At 69.5% G+C, this 16348-nt stretch carries 18 protein-coding genes; 8 read left to right on the top strand and 10 right to left on the bottom strand.

Annotation, left to right across the window (positions count from 1 at the left end; translation table 11 throughout):
- Window positions 1–68 precede the first annotated feature (68 nt).
- A complete protein-coding gene (locus tag ACXAID_RS08920; RefSeq protein WP_475021840.1) occupies window positions 69–533 on the bottom strand; it encodes an SRPBCC family protein in 465 nt (154 codons plus the stop codon).
- 101 nt (window positions 534–634) lie between these two features.
- Here ACXAID_RS08920 and ACXAID_RS08915 point away from each other — a divergent pair, with 101 nt between their 5' ends.
- The 3 genes from ACXAID_RS08915 to ACXAID_RS08905 are packed head-to-tail and all read left to right on the top strand — an operon-like array spanning window position 635 to window position 3522.
- Window positions 635–1408, top strand: coding sequence for an SDR family NAD(P)-dependent oxidoreductase (locus tag ACXAID_RS08915; protein ID WP_475021839.1), 774 nt, complete (start codon window positions 635–637; stop codon window positions 1406–1408).
- The gene (locus ACXAID_RS08910) at window positions 1405–2226 is read left to right on the top strand and encodes an SDR family oxidoreductase (RefSeq protein WP_475021838.1); all 822 of its coding nucleotides are present in this window, start codon (window positions 1405–1407) and stop codon (window positions 2224–2226) included. Before ACXAID_RS08915 ends, ACXAID_RS08910 begins: the two co-directional genes overlap by 4 nt.
- 57 nt (window positions 2227–2283) lie before the next feature.
- Window positions 2284–3522, top strand: coding sequence for an AI-2E family transporter (locus ACXAID_RS08905; protein WP_475021837.1), 1239 nt, complete (start codon window positions 2284–2286; stop codon window positions 3520–3522).
- Here the strand turns inward: ACXAID_RS08905 and ACXAID_RS08900 are convergent.
- Window positions 3503–4330, bottom strand: a complete 828-nt coding sequence (locus ACXAID_RS08900; RefSeq protein WP_475021836.1) for a dienelactone hydrolase family protein — start codon at window positions 4328–4330, stop codon at window positions 3503–3505. The genes ACXAID_RS08905 and ACXAID_RS08900 overlap by 20 nt on opposite strands.
- Window positions 4331–4364: 34 nt before the next feature.
- Window positions 4365–5093 (bottom strand): DUF4245 domain-containing protein, encoded by a 729-nt coding sequence (locus tag ACXAID_RS08895; protein ID WP_475021835.1) that lies wholly within the window; start codon window positions 5091–5093, stop codon window positions 4365–4367.
- Between the two features lie 54 nt (window positions 5094–5147).
- Between ACXAID_RS08895 and glpX the strand changes: the two genes are divergently transcribed.
- From glpX to ACXAID_RS08875, 4 genes are all read left to right on the top strand, one after another.
- Entirely contained in the window at window positions 5148–6179 is a 1032-nt protein-coding gene (gene glpX, locus ACXAID_RS08890; protein WP_475021834.1) for a class II fructose-bisphosphatase, read from the top strand.
- A gap of 59 nt (window positions 6180–6238) precedes the next feature.
- The gene (locus ACXAID_RS08885; protein WP_475021833.1) at window positions 6239–7657 is read left to right on the top strand and encodes a class II fumarate hydratase; all 1419 of its coding nucleotides are present in this window, start codon (window positions 6239–6241) and stop codon (window positions 7655–7657) included.
- Window positions 7658–7799: 142 nt separating this feature from the next.
- A complete protein-coding gene (locus tag ACXAID_RS08880; protein ID WP_475021832.1) occupies window positions 7800–8051 on the top strand; it encodes a hypothetical protein in 252 nt (83 codons plus the stop codon).
- Window positions 8052–8134: 83 nt separating this feature from the next.
- On the top strand, window positions 8135–8335 hold the full coding sequence (locus ACXAID_RS08875) for a hypothetical protein (RefSeq protein ID WP_475021831.1): 201 nt from the start codon (window positions 8135–8137) through the stop codon (window positions 8333–8335).
- Here ACXAID_RS08875 and ACXAID_RS08870 read toward each other — a convergent pair.
- The 5 genes from ACXAID_RS08870 to ACXAID_RS08850 all read right to left on the bottom strand — a co-directional run bounded on the left by ACXAID_RS08870 (window position 8332) and on the right by ACXAID_RS08850 (window position 14423).
- Window positions 8332–9051: a polysaccharide deacetylase family protein gene (locus ACXAID_RS08870; protein ID WP_475021855.1), complete on the bottom strand. Its 720-nt coding sequence runs from the start codon at window positions 9049–9051 to the stop codon at window positions 8332–8334. The genes ACXAID_RS08875 and ACXAID_RS08870 overlap by 4 nt on opposite strands.
- Window positions 9052–9113: 62 nt before the next feature.
- On the bottom strand, window positions 9114–10358 hold the full coding sequence (locus ACXAID_RS08865) for a PhoH family protein (protein ID WP_475021854.1): 1245 nt from the start codon (window positions 10356–10358) through the stop codon (window positions 9114–9116).
- Window positions 10359–10666: 308 nt separating this feature from the next.
- Window positions 10667–11494, bottom strand: a complete 828-nt coding sequence (locus tag ACXAID_RS08860; protein ID WP_475021830.1) for an acyl-ACP desaturase — start codon at window positions 11492–11494, stop codon at window positions 10667–10669.
- 124 nt (window positions 11495–11618) lie between these two features.
- A complete protein-coding gene (locus ACXAID_RS08855; RefSeq protein WP_475021829.1) occupies window positions 11619–13085 on the bottom strand; it encodes a glycine hydroxymethyltransferase in 1467 nt (488 codons plus the stop codon).
- A 66-nt stretch (window positions 13086–13151) separates the two neighbouring features.
- The gene (locus ACXAID_RS08850; RefSeq protein WP_475021828.1) at window positions 13152–14423 is read right to left on the bottom strand and encodes a DUF885 domain-containing protein; all 1272 of its coding nucleotides are present in this window, start codon (window positions 14421–14423) and stop codon (window positions 13152–13154) included.
- Between the two features lie 31 nt (window positions 14424–14454).
- On the opposite strand from ACXAID_RS08850, the gene coaA reads away from it, so the two are divergent.
- Window positions 14455–15393, top strand: coding sequence for a type I pantothenate kinase (gene coaA, locus ACXAID_RS08845; protein WP_475021827.1), 939 nt, complete (start codon window positions 14455–14457; stop codon window positions 15391–15393).
- A gap of 70 nt (window positions 15394–15463) precedes the next feature.
- Here the strand turns inward: coaA and ACXAID_RS08840 are convergent, their stop codons facing one another.
- On the bottom strand, window positions 15464–15892 hold the full coding sequence (locus ACXAID_RS08840; RefSeq protein ID WP_475021826.1) for a hypothetical protein: 429 nt from the start codon (window positions 15890–15892) through the stop codon (window positions 15464–15466).
- A gap of 11 nt (window positions 15893–15903) precedes the next feature.
- Window positions 15904–16348 (bottom strand): hypothetical protein (locus ACXAID_RS08835; protein ID WP_475021825.1); only part of this gene is annotated, 445 nt, incomplete at its 5' end.

Here is a 16348-nt window from a genome sequence, read left to right as displayed (position 1 = left end):
CGGGCCCGACCGCCAGCCGCCGACGACAGACACGCCAGGCCGGCTGCCTGCGAGGGCTGGACGGGTTCTCAGGCGGATTCGGCGGTGTGCTTGATCGCGGCGAGAGTCACCGGGATACCGGTTCGCGCCGCCTCACTGCGGGTCGCGATCTCGGCCTCGGCTGCGTCGCCGAACACCTGGTGGAACCCTTCGATGCCGGCGGGCAGGAACTCCCACCACTCGGTCAGCAGCGCGCCCTCGCCCTGCGGCTCGAAGGTGTAGCCCCAGTACACCCAACCGTTGTTCACCTCCCACGCGAACTTGCGCCCAGGGTCGGCGGCGACCACCTGACTACGGGTCTCCCAGGTGCGGCCACCGGCGGAATTCCGGCCGGTGAACCAGGCGCCGACCTGCGGGCCGGTCCCCTCGTCCCACCAGCAGTCCTCACACTCCGGACTCCACTGCCCCATCTTCGTCACATCCGACACCAGCGCGTAGAGCTCGTCCGGCGGCACCGCCACCGCGATCGACTCAGATCTCTTCAGTTCGGTCACCCACCCGAGTCTGCCATCAGAATCGGCCCGGGCTATTGCACTTTCGAGCCGCGGGTGTGAAGTTGGAACGCGTTCTACCGAGTCGTGGAAAGGCCAACCGGATGAGCAACAGTAGCGACCGCCTCGCCGTCATCGTCGGCGGAGCGTCCGGCATCGGGTGGGCCACCGCCCAGGCGCTGGCGGCCGACGGCTGCCGCGTCACGATCGCCGACCTCAACGGCGACGCCGCGACGTCCCGGGCCGCCGAACTCGGCGCCGCGCACGCCGCCGCCCACGTCGACGTCACCGACGAAAGCTCGGTACAGCGCCTCTTCGACGGGATCGGGCCCCTCGACATCGCGGTCAACTGTGCCGGATTCAGCAACGTCGGCCTGATCACCGACATGCCCGCCGAAGAGTTCCGGGCGGTCATCGACGTCTGCCTCAACGGCGCGTTCATCGTCACCAAACATGCGGGCAGGCATCTACGCCAGGGTGGTTCCCTGGTCCAGATCAGTTCACTAAACGGCCGGCAGCCGGCAGCGGGCATGAGCGCCTACTGCTCGGCCAAGGCCGGCCTGTCGATGCTGACCCAGGTCGCCGCGCTGGAGATGGGGCCGCGCGGCATCCGGGTCAACGCGGTGGCTCCGGGGTTCGTGCACACACCGTTGACAGCTGCGGCGGCCTCGGTGCCCGGCGTGGTCGAGGACTACGTCGGCAACACCGCGCTCGGCCGCGCGGGCACCCCGCAGGACATCGCCGACGCGGTCGTCTACCTGTGCTCCCCAGGCTCCTCATGGCTGACCGGCGAGGTGCTCGACATCAACGGCGGCGCGCACCTCAAGCGCTACCCCGACGTGATGGGTCACGTGATGAAGCTGATGGAGCAGGCGTGAGCACAGCGACGTTCACCGGCAAGACCGCCCTGGTCACCGGCGCCGGGTCGGGCATCGGCGCGGCGCTGTGCCGCGCACTCGATCGGGCGGGCGCACACGTGGTGTGCACCGACATCGACCCGGGTGCCGCCGAGCGCACCGCCTCGTCACTGAGCCCGAGGGCCCAGGCCGCATCCCTGGACGTCACCGACGCCGACGCCGTGCAGGCCGCCGTCGACGAGGTGGTCGCCCGCGCCGGGCGGCTGGATCTGATGTTCAACAACGCCGGGATCGTTTGGGGCGGCGACACTGAACTGCTCACCCTCGATCAATGGAACGCCATCATCGACATCAACCTGCGCGGCGTCGTGCACGGGGTCGCGGCCGCCTATCCACAGATGCTGCGCCAGGGCCACGGCCACATCATCAACACCGCCTCGATGGCCGGACTGGCGGCCGCCGGGCAGGTCACCAGCTACGTCGCCACCAAGCACGCCGTCGTCGGCCTGTCGCTGGCGCTGCGCTCCGAGGCCGTCCCGCGCGGCGTCGGGGTCACCGTGGTGTGCCCGGCCGCGGTCGAGACACCCATCCTGGACAAGGGCGCCGTCGGTGGCTTCGTCGGCCGCGACTACTTCCTGCAGAACCAGGGCGGCAAGGCCTACGACGCCGACCGGTTGGCCTCCGACACGCTGCGCGCCGTCGAACGCAACAAGGCCATCCTGGTCAAACCGGCTGCGGCGCACGCACAATGGCTGTTCGCGCGGATCGTACCCACGTTGATGAACCGGATGGCGATGCGCTTCGTGACGGGGCAGCGCTCCCGCCAGACCCTCGGTTAGGCGTCCTGCATCCCCGTTTGCGGTTAGGGTTGCGCTCGGCAACCGACGGGAGGGCGTATGCGCGACGAGATGACGCTCACGCAGAAGCGCTCGTTGGTCGTGGTCACCCTCGTCGCCCTCGGCTTCGGGGCGTACTTCCTGCGCTCCTATGTGCTGCTGATCGCGATCGCCGCGGTACTGGCCTATCTGTTCACCCCGCTCTACAACCGGCTCCGGTCGAAGATGAACGTCGCCCTGTCGGCGACGGTGACGCTGCTGGCCGCGATCGCGATCGTCGCGATCCCGCTGACCGGGGTCGCTTTTCTGGCCTTCCTGCAGATCAGCCAGATGGTCACCTCGGTGAGCCGCTGGGTCTCCGAGACCGACTTCACCGCGCTGGCCCAGCGACTGCTGGATTCGACCAACGACGTGTTGAGCCGCATTCCGTTCATGGACGTCACCCTGACCCAGGACTCCGTACGGGAGGCGATGACCAAGCTCGGCCAGAACGGCGGCCAGTTCGCCCTCGGGTTCGTCCGCGACTCGGTGGGCGGCATCGCATCACTGGTCACCGCGCTGGTCATCTTCCTCTACGTGTTCCTGGCCTTCCTGACCAAGGGCGACCGGGTCCTGGCGCTGTTCCGTGACCTCAACCCGTTGGGCGAACACGTATCCGACATCTACCTCGCCAAGGTCGGTGCGATGGTCTCGGCGTCGGTGAAGGGGCAGTTCATCATCGCCGTCTGCCAGGGAACGGCCGGCGCGATCTCGATCTACCTCGGCGGGATCCACGACGGATTCTTCATGTTCGTCATCTTCTTGACCGCGCTGTCGTTCATCCCGCTGGGCAGCGGCATCCTGACCATTCCCCTCGGCATCGCGATGGCGCTGTTCGGCAACGTGTTCGGCGGCGTCTTCGTCATCGTGTTCCACCTGGTGATCACCACCAACATCGACAACGTGCTACGCCCGATGCTGGTGCCCAAGAGCGCGCACCTGCATCCCGCGCTGATGCTGCTGGCCGTGTTCGCGGGCCTGCGCATGTTCGGGTTCTGGGGAATCGTGCTGGGTCCGGTGCTGATGATCGTCATCGTCACCACGATCAGCGTGTACCTGGTGGTCTACCGGGGAGCACCGCTGGAGTCGATCGCCGGCACCCGGGCCGACTCACCCGAGGAGGACGACGATGGGGGCGTGCCGTTCTGGCGGCGGGTGCTGCCCGGCGGGCGCCGCGGCGCCACCGAACCCGAACCGGAGCCCGATGACGCGCCGGAGCCCGAACCGGAGCCCGGTACGGCTAGCTCAACCGGGACTTGAGGAACTCCACGACGCGCTTGCGGGCCTCGTAGGCCGGCTGGCCGTCGACCTCGCGCACCTCGGCGGTGAGCACCGAATGCGCCATCCGCCCGAAACCGTGCTCGTTGCCCTTCGTCGAGTCGATCTCGATCACCTCGAACGCGTCGCCCAGCCGTTCCTTCAGGGTGGCGAAGCGCTCGCCGGGAACCAACGGGTCCGCGGTGAAACGCAACCCCATCACGCACAGGTTCTCGGTGGTCGCGCGCTGCTCGACGACCTTCATCTCGGCCTCGGACACCCCGGCGTTGCGGCGCTGGGCCGGGGTCAGCGGCAGCGGCAGCGACGGCTGGCTCATCACCGGCGCCAGCACGCTGTCGTCGACGGCCGCCGCCAGCGCGAACCCCCCGGTGAAGCACTGGCCGATCACGCCCACCCCCTTGCCGGGAGTGCGCTCGTCGAGGTCACGGGCCAGCGCCCGCAGATAGTGGGCGACCGGGCGGTCGGCGTTGGTGGCGAACGCCGCGAATTCCTTGGCCACGCAGCCCTTCAGCAGCACCGCCACCGCGCCGGGAGACATCGCGGGCGCCTCCGGGGTGCCGAACAGAGACGGGGCGGCAACGGTGAAACCATTGTCCACCAGGTGATTTCCCAGCGCCAGCACACCCGGGTGCAGGCCGGGCATCTCCGGGATGAGCACCACACCGGGCCCGCTGCCCTTGCGGTAGACGTCGTAGGTGAGCCCGGCGGCGGTGAACGGCGCCGCCTCCCACCCGGTCAGGTCAGATTCCGGGGCCGCCTCATCGGCGGCAGCGCGGTCCGGGGCGGTCATGGCGTCTCCGTCCGTTTCGCGACGCAGCGGTGCGCTACATCGGAGTCAAAGGTGACTGGGATTGCGTCGCAGCAGCCAGCATACGGTACTCATCCGTACCGCCAGCTCCGGTCACGGCGAGCTGGGCGGGCCCGGACGGGCCGTCCACCTGTGCGGTCCACACCGGCTCGGCGGGCCTGCCGTCGCGCTCACCGCCCTGGTAGACCACCCAGCTGACACCGTCGACGTCCTCCACGCCGGTGGGCACCAGATCGGGACCGAACGTCGCGACGAGGCGCTCCTCGTCGGCGTTGCTCTGCGTGATGCTCATGTACACCCCGCTGGGTGTCAGGTAGCCCACCGTCGAGGCGACCGCACGCACCTGCTGCCCGCTCACCGGGTCGGTGAGGCCGCCGTCGATACCCATCCGGCTGCCCGAGTTCGCCTGCCACCCGTCGGGCAGCTGCGGCAGCCGGATCGGGATGTCCAGCGCGTCGGCGTCGGCCTGCAGCGCCGCGGGTGCGTCGTAGTCGGGTGCCGGCCCCCGCCCCGGCCCGGTCGGGGCGAACGAGCACATCCCGAGCAGGCCGGCCAGCACCACGCAGGCCAGCACCAGCGGCGCCATCGACCAGAACATGTCCCGCCCGTCCTGGAGCAGACGGGACTTCTGCGGGCGCGGCGCCGGTCCTGCGTAGCCGGCGTCCGCGCCGTCGGAACCAGCGGGATCGGGGTGGCCGGCGGTCTGCCCGCCGACCTGCGGACCCGGCTCGGGCGGCGTCGTCATGCCAGCCAGTATCCCAGCTCCCGGACCCCGACCCGCTAATGGGACAATCTGGCCATGACAACGCCCTCGCGCCGGGAAGCCCCTGACCGCAACCTCGCCCTCGAACTCGTCCGGGTGACCGAGGCGGGAGCCATGGCAGCCGGCCGCTGGGTCGGCCGCGGCGACAAGGAGGGCGGCGACGGAGCCGCCGTCGACGCGATGCGCGAGCTGGTCAACTCGGTGTCGATGCGCGGCGTCGTGGTGATCGGCGAGGGCGAGAAGGACAACGCGCCGATGCTCTACAACGGCGAGGAGGTCGGCAACGGCGACGGACCCGAATGCGACTTCGCGGTCGACCCGATCGACGGCACCACCCTGATGAGCAAGGGCATGCCCAACGCGATCTCGGTGCTCGCCGTGGCCGAGCGCGGAGCGATGTTCGACCCGTCGGCGGTGTTCTACATGAACAAGATCGCCGCCGGGCCCGACGTCGCCGACTTCATCGACATCACCTCGCCGATCGCGGCGAACGTCCAGCGGATCGCGAAGGTGCGCAAGGCCTCGGTCTCCGACATCACCGTGTGCATCCTCGACCGGCCCCGCCACGAGCGCCTCATCGCCGATGTGCGCGCCGCCGGTGCGCGTATCCGGCTGATCTCCGACGGCGACGTCGCCGGCGCGATCGCGGCGTGCCGGCCGGATTCGGGCACCGACATGCTCGCCGGGATCGGCGGCACCCCCGAGGGCATCATCACCGCCGCCGCGATCCGCTGCATGGGCGGTGAGATCCAGGCGACGCTGGCACCCACCGACGACGACGAGCGCCAGCGCGCCATCGACCGCGGCCACGACATCGACCAGGTGCTGACCACCAGGGACCTGGTTTCCGGCGAGAACGTGTTCTTCTGCGCCACCGGCGTCACCGACGGCGACCTGCTCAACGGGGTCCGGTTCTTCGGTGGCGGTTGTACCACCCAGTCGATCGTGATGCGATCGAAGTCCGGCACGGTCCGGATGGTCGAGGCCTACCACCGGCTGGCCAAGCTCAACGAGTACTCCGCAGTCGACTTCACCGGCGACAAGACCGCCGCCTACCCGCTGCCGTAAGCACCGGCCGCAGGCACCGAACCCGACAACCAGTCCGAACCGAAACGAGCAGGGAGCCAATGACCGACAGCGGCGTCGACAACACCGAGTACCGGATCGAACACGACACCATGGGCGAGGTGCGGGTGCCCAAGAACGCGCTGTGGCGCGCGCAGACCCAGCGGGCGGTGGAGAACTTCCCGATCTCCTTCCGGCCGCTGGAACGCACCCAGATCCGCGCGCTGGGCCTGCTCAAGGGCGCCTGCGCGCAGGTCAACAAGGATCTGGGGCTGCTGGCCGCGGAGAAGGCCGACGCGATCATCGCCGCCGCGGCCGAGATCGCCGACGGTCAGCATGACGACCAGTTCCCGATCGACGTGTTCCAGACCGGCTCGGGCACCAGCTCGAACATGAACACCAACGAGGTAATCGCCTCGATCTGCGCGACCAACGGGGTGACCGTGCACCCCAACGACGACGTGAACATGTCGCAGAGCTCCAACGACACGTTCCCCACCGCCACCCACATCGCGGCCACCGAAGCCGCTGTGCGTCACCTCATCCCGGCCCTGGAGACGCTGCACGAGTCGCTGACCGCCAAGGCGGGCCAGTGGCACACCGCCGTGAAGTCCGGCCGCACCCACCTGATGGACGCGGTCCCGGTGACGCTGGGCCAGGAGTTCGGCGGATACGCCCGCCAGATCCAGGCCGGGATCGAGCGCGTCAAGGCGTCGCTGCCCCGGCTGGGCGAGCTGGCGATCGGCGGCACCGCCGTGGGCACCGGGCTCAACGCACCCGACGGCTTCGGCGCCAAGGTGGTCGAGGTGCTCGTCAACGAGACCGGCATCGCCGAGCTGCGCACCGCGGTGGACTCCTTCGAGGCCCAGGCCGCGCGCGACGGTCTGGTCGAGGCCTCCGGCGCGCTGAAGACCATCGCGGTGTCGCTGACCAAGATCGCCAACGACATCCGCTGGATGGGGTCGGGCCCGCTGACCGGTCTGGGCGAGCTGCAGCTGCCCGACCTGCAGCCGGGCAGCTCGATCATGCCGGGCAAGGTCAACCCCGTCATCCCGGAGGCCGTCACACAGGTGGCCGCCCAGGTGATCGGCAACGACGCGGCCGTGACGGTCGGTGGCCTCTCGGGCGCCTTCGAGCTCAACGTCTACATCCCGATGATGGCCCGCAACGTGCTGGAGTCGTTCACGCTGCTGTCCAACGCGTCGAAGCTGTTCGCCACCAAGTGCATCGACGGCCTGGTCGCCAACGACGAGCGGCTGCGTGAGCTCGCCGAGTCCTCGCCGTCGATCGTCACGCCGCTGAACTCGGCGATCGGCTACGAAGAGGCCGCCAAGGTCGCCAAGGAAGCCCTCAAGGAGCGCAAGACCATCCGCCAGACGGTCATCGACCGCGGCCTGATCGGCGACAAGCTCTCCGAGGAGGAGCTCGACAAGCGGCTGGACGTGCTGGCGATGGCGAAGGTCAAAGACGACCTGCGCTGACGCGAATCCGGGCGCACCGATCACGCGAAACGCCTGACGAATCGCCGAGACCGCAACAAGATTAGGGAAACACCCGATTCGTCGCGGGCCGGTCGCGGCCTAGCGTCGAGTGGTCTCACGCGTTCGGCTCAAGGAGGGCTCGGTGCCTGTACACCACAACATCGCTGACATCGCCGCATCAGCCGCATCAGCCGCACCGGCGTCCACTCCCGGCACTCTGGTCACAACGGCCACCAGCCAGCCCGCGCTGGGCACCGGGTTCGTGATGCTGGGGCTGGCCTCGTTGCTGGGCCTGTCGAAGGTGCGCAACGGCGGCGGCGCCGACCGGATGCTGGCGATGTCGGGAGCAGCCGCCGCGGGGTGGTATCTGGTGGAGTCCCGCCGCCGCCACTGACCTCGGTGGACCGGTTCGCCGCAGCGACGATCGAACGGGATCATCGGCCCAGGGGCCCGAGTGGGCGGAGTTAGCCTGGTCCGATGCGAACCATCTCATCCATCGCGCTGGTGGGCCTCGGTGTCCTGGTGACCCTGTCCGGCACGCTGTTCGCGCTTCAGGGGTTCGGCCTCGTCGGCGGCAGCCCGATGACCGGCACCACCACGTGGTCGATTGCCGGGCCGATCATCGCGGCGGCCGGGATCGGTCTGGTGTATGCGGGGTGGCGGGTCGGCCGGCGCTAACCCGGGCGGTCGACCAGATCATCGGCCGGCGGGCCGTTGTCCCGGCCGCCGTAGAGGCTGCCGGGGGCGCGTGGCCCCAGCATCTCGGTGACGGTCACCAGGTGGTAGTCGTTGGCCTGCAGGACCGGCAGGAACTCGGCGACGAGATCGACCGTCGAGGCGAACGTGTCGTGCAGCAACACCACCGAACCGGGCCGGATCTGGCGCATCAGCACCGCACGCGTCTCGGCGATGTTCGCGTCGTTGAGCCAGTCGAACGGCACGACGTCCCAATTGATCACGGCCAGCCCCTGGCGTCCCGCCTCGGCCAGCACAGCGTCGTCGACGGTGCCGCCGCCGGTGCGGGCCAGCGTCGGCCGCTGACCGGTCGTCGCCTCGATGGCGTCGTTGGTCCCGGCGAACTGCGCGGCGATCTCCTGCGGCGGCAGCATCGTCATGTCCGGATGCGACCAGGTGTGGTTGCCGATCTCCATGCCCGCCGCAGCGATGCGCGCCGCGGCGGCAGGGTCGGCTGCCACCTTGTCGCCGATCAGGAAGAACGTCGCGCGCGCGTCCTGGTCACGCAGGATCTGCAGCAGCCGGTCGGTGTGGGCGGCCGGCCCGTCGTCGAAGGTCAACGCCACGCATTTGACCTGCGCGCAATCGACCGGCTGGGCCGCGGCGCCCGGCGCCGTCATCAACCCCAGCGCGGCCGCTACCGCCGCAACCGGCGCCATCACCCAGCGATTTCGGCGTGGTTGTCGTCGCCCAGCGGTGACAACCACGCCGAAATCACCAATCAGGGCAGGTTCCCCGGGCCGATCTCCTCGAGCATCTCGGTCACCAGCGCCGCGATCGGGGAGCGCTCGCTGCGCAGCAGCGTGATGTGGGCGAACAGCGGATGCCCCTTGAGCTTCTCGATCACCGCGGCCACACCGTCGTGGCGACCGACCCGCAGGTTGTCCCGCTGCGCCACGTCGTGGGTCAGCACCACCCGCGAGCCGGAGCCCAGCCGCGACAGCACAGTCAGCAGCACGTTGCGCTCCAGCGACTGCGCCTCGTCGACGATCACGAACGAGTCGTGCAGCGACCGGCCCCGGATGTGGGTCAGGGGCAGCACCTCGAGCATGCCGCGGGAGAGCACCTCCTCCAGCACCGCGGGGCTGGCGAGGCCTTCGAGGGTGTCGAACACGGCCTGGGCCCACGGACCCATCTTGTCGCTCTCGCTGCCGGGCAGGTAGCCCAGGTCCTGACCGCCGACCGCGTAGAGCGGGCGGAACACCACGACCTTGCGCTGGGTGCGCCGTTCCAGCACCGCCTCGAGCCCGGCGCACAGCGCCAGCGCGGACTTGCCGGTGCCGGCCTTGCCGCCCAGCGAGACGATGCCCACCGATTCGTCCAGCAGCAGATCGAGCGCGACGCGCTGTTCGGCGGAGCGGCCCCGCAGGCCGAACGCCTCCCGGTCGCCGCGCACCAGCTGCACCCGCTTGTCGGCGTTGACCCGACCCAGGGCGTGAGAGTTGGTGCCCAGCAACCGAACCCCGGTATGGCAGGGCAGGTCGCGGGCGGCTTCGAGGTCGACGTCGCCGTCGGCGAACAGCGCGTCGACGTCCTGGCCGGCGACCTCCAACTCGGCCATCCCGGTCCAGCCGGACGTGACGACGTCCTGCGCGTGGTACTCGTCGGCGGCCAGGCCGACGGCACCGGCCTTGACGCGCAGCGGAATGTCCTTGCTCACCAACGTGACTCGCTTGCCCTCGGCGGCCAGGTTGGCCGCGCAGGTCAGGATGCGCGCATCGTTGGTGTCGGTGCGGAAACCAGCCGGAAGCACCGTCGGGTCGCTGTGGTTGAGCTCGACGTGCAGCGTGCCGCCCAGCTCGCCCACCGAGATCGGCTGGTCGAGGCGCCCGTGCTCCAGACGCAGATCGTCGAACAGCCGCAACGCCTGCCGGGCGAACCAACCGAGCTCATGGTGATGCCGTTTGGCCTCGAGTTCGCTGATCACCACCAGCGGGACAACCACTTCGTGTTCGGCGAACCGCATGATTGCCCACGGATCGGATAGGAGAACTGAGGTGTCGAGCACGTAGGTCCGACATCCGTCGGCTTGCTGGCCCGGCCGATCCTGCGAATCAGTCACAGAGCGCTCCTCGAGGCATCCAAGTTCATGTGGCCCCACACGAACGTTCTCGGTGGACACACAGCGGCCTCAGGACCGGGGCCGGTCCTTTTCGAATCGAATCGATCTGGACCGCCCGGACAGCAGAGCATTTCGCTAGCCATCGGAAACGACGCTACTCCGGGTGCGCCATTCGCGCCTGACAGGCGCGCCGAGACGGGACGGCGCGGGAGTTACGAGCTGATGAACTGTGCCAGACGCGGTTCGTCGGCCAAACCCCAGCCGGTGATCCGGTCGGAGACGACGCGGGCCAGCGCCGCCCTGTCGAAGATGCCTTTCTCGGCGACGACCTGCACCTTGTCGCCGTAGGCGTCGATGTCGCCGCCGACCACGTCGAGGGTCGCTGCGCGGGCCGCGATGGCATCGATCGTCTCGTCGCGATGCTGACTGAGGCAGTGCGAGACCAGGTTGGCGAAGAACTCCTCGTGGCGTTCCTCGTCCTTGGCGATGTGGCCCACCATGCCCGCCAGCACCGGTTCGGCGATCTGGGCGGCCAGGTTGCGGCAGTACACGGCGTGGGCGCGCTCGAAGTACGCCATGAACACCAGCGTCTCGATCTGGCTGTAGGAGTCGGCGCGGTAGCCCTTCATGACGTGCTCGACGCGCACGTCCTCATTGGCCGCAGGGTCGATCTCGCGAGTGACCACCAGGTAGTTGCGCAACGCGATCTGGTGCAGGGTCTCCTCGGCGGTCCAGCGGCCCATCCACCGGCCCCACTTGTCCTCGAGGATGAAGTGCTCCACCAGCTCGCGGTGGTAACCGGCGAGGTTGTCCTTGGTGATGAGCAGGATCTCGAGCGCATCGGTGATGTGCCGGGGCAGGCTGACCTGCGAAGGATCCCAGTCCTGTCCGCCCAGGAACGCGAAGTTCTCGCCCTGGTCGAAGGGTACGTAGTCGTGGGCGTACCAGATGTCCTCGGTGTCGAGGTGACGCCGCAGCTCCTGCTCGACGACGGGCTCGAGCTCGACGGTCAACGCAGTAGCGACAGGTTTCTGTGCCATGCGGTTACAGTAACCCAACTCTGTGGGAATCGTAAAACTCCCGCGCACGTGTCGCGCCGAAACGGCATTCCGGCAGCGAAAGTGCGAGAGAGACGCTGCCGGAATGCCAGTTCGGCGGAGAGATCTACAGAGTCAGGCCGGGGTAGAGCGGGTTGGCATCGAGCAGCTCGGCGGCTTCGGCGCGGACCCGCTCGGCGGTGCCGTCGGCCAGCGTGTACTTCGCCTTCGACGGACCGTTCGGCCCGGCGGCGGGCTCGGTGTTGCTCAGCACCTCCACCACCAGCTCGGCGACCCGGTCGAACTCGTCGGCGCCGAAGCCCCGGGTGGTCAGCGCCGGCGACCCGAACCGGATGCCGCTGGTGTACCAGGCCCCGTTGGGGTCGGCCGGGATGGCGTTGCGGTTGGTGACGATCCCGGAGTCCAGCAGCGCCGACTCCGCCTGGCGGCCGGTCAGGCCGAACGAGGTCACATCGAGCAGCACCAGGTGGTTGTCGGTGCCGCCGGTGACCAGTCCGGCGTCGCGCTTGACGAAGCCGTCGGCCAGCGACTGGGCGTTGTCGGCAACAGCCTGGGCGTAGGCCTGGAACGCCGGCTGGCGCGCCTCGGCCAGCGCGACCGCCTTGGCCGCCATCACGTGCGACAGCGGGCCGCCGAGCACCATCGGGCAGCCCTTGTCCACCGCGGGTGCGTACTCCTCGGTGGCCAGCACCAGGCCGCCGCGCGGACCGCGCAGCGACTTGTGCGTCGTCGTCGTGGTCACGTGGGCATGCGGCACCGGGTCCTCGTCACCGGTGAACACCTTGCCCGCCACCAGGCCGGCGAAATGCGCCATGTCGACCATCAGCGTGGCGCCCACCTCGTCGGCGATCTCGCGCATCTTGGCGAAGTTCACCCGCCGCGGGTACGCCGAGTAGCCGGCCACCAGCACCAACGGCTTGAACTCGCGCGCCGCGGCGGCGACGGCGTCGTAGTCGATGAACCCCGTCTGCGGGTTGGTCCCGTACTGGCGCTGATGGAACATCTTGCCGGAGATGTTGGGCCGGAAGCCGTGCGTCAGGTGGCCGCCGGTGTCCAGCGACATGCCCATCAGCCGCTGATTGCCCATCTTGTTGCGCAGCGACTCCCAGTCGGCCTCGGACAGATCGTTGGTGTGCTTGGCGCCCATCTCCGCCAGGCCCGGGGCCTCGACCCGGGTGGCCAGGATCGCCCAGTAGGCGACCAGGTTGGCGTCGATGCCCGAGTGCGGCTGCACGTAGGCGTACGGGGCGCCGAACAGCTCGCGGGCGTGCTCGGCGGCCAGCGCCTCGACGGTGTCGACGTTCTGACAGGCCGCGTAGAAGCGGTGCCCGATGGTGCCCTCGGCGTACTTGTCCGAGAACCAGGTGCCCATGGTCAACAGCACCGCCGGTGAGGCGTAGTTCTCGCTGGCGATCAGCTTGAGCGAACTCCGCTGGTCGGCAAGCTCTTTGCGGGTCGCGGCGGCGATGCGGGGCTCGACGGATTCGATCACCCGCAGCGCGGCCCGGTAGGCCTCGCTGGCGGTATCGGCGTACTCGGCACCCAGACCGGCGATGGTGGAGTCAGCAGTCATGCCTGCGAGCCTAGTCCGGTGGCAGGACGCGAGCGTGCGCCGGTGGTAGCGGCCCGGCGCCCGGCGCTACCGGGAATGCACGTCCGCGGTCGAAAGCTCGCCGGCCCGCAACGACGACGGGATCAGCGGCTCGTCGAGCAGCCTGGCGAACCGGTCGGTGAGGCTGACCTCGTCGGGCCGGGCGTCCAACCATCCGCGCAGCAGCCGGTATCCCTCGACGTAGGTGCTGGTGTAGGCCCGCCACAGCGGTGAGGACAGGAAGCGCAGCATCTGCCTGGCCCGTTCGTCGTTCACCAGCAGCCACCGCTTGAGGAACTCCACGACCTCGTCGACAGGGCGATGCTGGTCGTGCAGCATCAGCGCGGCGTCCTGGCGGACGTCGGCCAGCGCGGCGGTGGCCTCCGAGATCGCCTCGGCCCGCTCACCGTCGAAACGCAGGCCCAGGTCGGCGTAGATCTCGCCGGCCCAGCCACCCCACCCGGGGCCCACGGCGGCGTACAGCGCCAGGTCGGCCAACCCCTCGGCCATCAGACACTGCGGTGTGTTGACCAGAAAGATCGTCTGCTCGGCCTGCCCCTGGCCTTCCACCAGGCCCGCCTCCTTGCGGCAGTGCTCCGTGTGGTGGCCGGGATAGGACTCGTGGGCCACCAGCCGCGGCAGGTTCGACATCTGCTGTTTGAGGTCGGCGTTGACGGCCACGGTGGAGGTGTAGTCGCCGAGGTAGTAGTTGAACCCCGACCACGGCTTGTCGGTGACCACCTCGTAGGTGATGGTCTCGCGGGCCGGCAGCGGGAACGTCGCACGCACCCGGTCCCGCAGCGCACTGGAGAAGGCGTGAATGCACTCCTCGAGGCGGGCGGGCGGAATCTCCTCGGCCGACCGGTGCGCCTGGACCCGCTCGGCGAGCGGCCCGGACCCGCCGAGCGCCTCGTCGAGCCTGGTGTGCGCCTGCCGGTAGCGCTCGGGGTCCCCGCGGCCGATCCGGACGTCGAAGTAGGCCTGGACCTCGTCGACGAAGCCGACGTCCTGACCGGCGAACTTGCGCCCCGCGCAGGCCAGCGCCCGCAGGTGGGCACCGATGAACGCGGCGCGGGCATCGTCGAGCCCGGCGGGCAGCTCGGCGAGCAGCCGCTGCGCCTGACGAACCAGATCGGCGGGCTCGGGGCGCGGCTCGTCGGCCACCGCACGGCGCAGGGCGGGGTCACCGGTGAACGCGTCGACGTAGCCTTCCTCCACCCTGTCGAAGCGCAGTCCGAGCGTCAGGTACTCGCGTACGAAGCCAGCAGAAGCAGCCGAGTCCAGCCCGGCGTTCGCGCCGGAATCGATACCAGGGTCCATGCCGCCCCACGCTAGCTGCAAGACTGTGCGCATGGCGCGGCTGAGCGACCCGAGCCCCTATGTGGAATTCGACCGGAGTCAGTGGCGCGCTCTGCGCATGTCGACGCCGTTGAAGCTGACCGAGGACGAACTGGTCAAGCTGCGCGGTCTGGGCGAGAAGATCGACCTGCTCGAGGTCCAGGAGGTCTACCTGCCGCTGGCCCGTCTGATCCACCTGCAGGTGGCGGCGCGCCAGGCGCTGTTCGCGGCGACCGCGGAGTTCCTGGGCGAGCCGGTGCAGAGCCCGGACCGCCCGGTGCCGTTCGTGATCGGCGTCGCCGGCAGCGTTGCGGTCGGCAAGTCCACCACCGCCCGCGTGCTGCAGGCGCTGCTGGCCCGCTGGGAGCACCACCCCCGGGTCGACCTCGTCACCACCGACGGGTTCCTGTACTCCAACTCCGAGTTGAAGCGGCGAAACCTGATGCACCGGAAGGGCTTCCCGGAAAGCTATGACCGCCGGGCGCTGATGCGGTTCGTCACCGCGGTCAAGTCGGGCGCCGACGCCGTGTGCGCTCCGGTGTACTCGCACCTGCTGTACGACATCGTGCCCGGCGAGAAGCAGATCATCGAGCACCCCGACATCGTCATCCTCGAGGGTCTCAACGTGCTGCAGACCGGTCCGGCGCTGATGGTGTCGGATCTGTTCGACTTCTCGGTGTACGTCGACGCGCGCATCGAGGACATCGAGCAGTGGTACATCTCGCGCTTCCTGTCGATGCGGGCCGGAGCGTTCGCCGACCCGGCATCGCACTTCCACCACTACTCGACACTGTCCGACGAGCAGGCGATGTTCGCCGCCCGGGACATCTGGCAGTCGATCAACCGGCCCAACCTGATCGAGAACATCCTGCCGACCAGGCCGCGCGCCACGCTGGTGCTGCGCAAGGACGCCGACCACTCCATCAACCGGCTGCGCCTGCGCAAGCTCTGAGGGTGCGCGACACACGCGTACCCGGCGCGGGCACTGGCGGTGCCGCGCGCCGGGCCACCGGATCCTGCGGCTATGCGTGTTCGGCCGACGTCCGGCGCAGCCGCCGCCAGCCCACGTACTGCAGGTCGGCGAAGACCAGCGTGTACACCCCGGTGGCCAGCACCAGAACGATCCCGGTGGTGGTGAGCGTCCACACATCGGTGACGACCACCAGGACGGTAGCCACCGAATAGAGCAGATTGGCCGCCATCACCGCCAGGCCCGCGGTCGCGACCCGCGGCAGCGTGGACAGCCCGAACACCACCGCGCCGTAGCCGATGAAGAACGCCGCCAGCGAGTACTCGATGGTCGTGGTGGTGCCCGACACGGTGGCCAGCCAACCGGCCAGCGGCAGGGCGAGCACGCCGGCCAACCCGGTCAGCACCGCGTCGGCGCGCATCGCGAAACGCAGCAGCGAGTCGGTCGATTCGCCCAGCCGTGCGGAGAAGGTGGCGGTCATGGTGATTCCTTTCAGTGGATGGGTGTTGCGAACGGACGACCGGTGCCGGAGCCGACGCCGGAACCTCGCACCCGCGAGCTCACGCTCCTCGCGTGCGCGGCGCCGGCCCCGGACCAGTCATGCGGGGGTCGCGCCAGACGGCGCACCCCGAGGTACTGCAGCCCGGCGAAGCCGAGCGTGACCGCGACGAACGTCACCGCGGCAGCGACGCCGAACCCGGTCAGCGGCAGCCAGCCGCCGGCCAGCACGACGCCGACGGCGGCGGCGAAGGCCAGGTTTCCGACGAGGACGCCCTGACCGACCCGCCGCACCGACCGCACCCCGGACACCGCGTAGAGCAGTGCGCCGTAGCCGACCAGCGCGGCGCCGGAAAGCCATTCCGCGGTGGCGGTCAGCCCGGACAACCGCGCCAGCGGGTCGGCGGCCACCGCGACGACCAGACCGAGCCGGCCGCAC

It is taken from the genome of Mycobacterium sp. ABE4_509, from assembly GCF_056160785.1.
Note: the sequence above shows the minus strand (reverse complement) of the source record. Positions and strands in the feature narration are given on the sequence as shown.

Bases quoted from the DNA above. Each gene is read 5' to 3' on its own strand.
- glpX (WP_475021834.1), top strand. From the start codon at position 5,148: ATGACAACGCCCTCGCGCCGGGAAGCCCCTGACCGCAACCTCGCCCTC.
- ACXAID_RS08865 (WP_475021854.1), bottom strand. From the start codon at position 10,358: ATGCGGTTCGCCGAACACGAAGTGGTTGTCCCGCTGGTGGTGATCAGC.
- ACXAID_RS08855 (WP_475021829.1), bottom strand. From the start codon at position 13,085: ATGACTGCTGACTCCACCATCGCCGGTCTGGGTGCCGAGTACGCCGAT.
- coaA (WP_475021827.1), top strand. From the start codon at position 14,455: ATGGCGCGGCTGAGCGACCCGAGCCCCTATGTGGAATTCGACCGGAGT.
- ACXAID_RS08875 (WP_475021831.1), top strand. From the start codon at position 8,135: ATGCGAACCATCTCATCCATCGCGCTGGTGGGCCTCGGTGTCCTGGTG.
- ACXAID_RS08860 (WP_475021830.1), bottom strand. From the start codon at position 11,494: ATGGCACAGAAACCTGTCGCTACTGCGTTGACCGTCGAGCTCGAGCCC.
- ACXAID_RS08840 (WP_475021826.1), bottom strand. From the start codon at position 15,892: ATGACCGCCACCTTCTCCGCACGGCTGGGCGAATCGACCGACTCGCTG.
- ACXAID_RS08885 (WP_475021833.1), top strand. From the start codon at position 6,239: ATGACCGACAGCGGCGTCGACAACACCGAGTACCGGATCGAACACGAC.
- ACXAID_RS08850 (WP_475021828.1), bottom strand. From the start codon at position 14,423: ATGGACCCTGGTATCGATTCCGGCGCGAACGCCGGGCTGGACTCGGCT.
- ACXAID_RS08870 (WP_475021855.1), bottom strand. From the start codon at position 9,051: ATGGCGCCGGTTGCGGCGGTAGCGGCCGCGCTGGGGTTGATGACGGCG.
- ACXAID_RS08900 (WP_475021836.1), bottom strand. From the start codon at position 4,330: ATGACCGCCCCGGACCGCGCTGCCGCCGATGAGGCGGCCCCGGAATCT.
- ACXAID_RS08905 (WP_475021837.1), top strand. From the start codon at position 2,284: ATGCGCGACGAGATGACGCTCACGCAGAAGCGCTCGTTGGTCGTGGTC.
- ACXAID_RS08915 (WP_475021839.1), top strand. From the start codon at position 635: ATGAGCAACAGTAGCGACCGCCTCGCCGTCATCGTCGGCGGAGCGTCC.
- ACXAID_RS08895 (WP_475021835.1), bottom strand. From the start codon at position 5,093: ATGACGACGCCGCCCGAGCCGGGTCCGCAGGTCGGCGGGCAGACCGCC.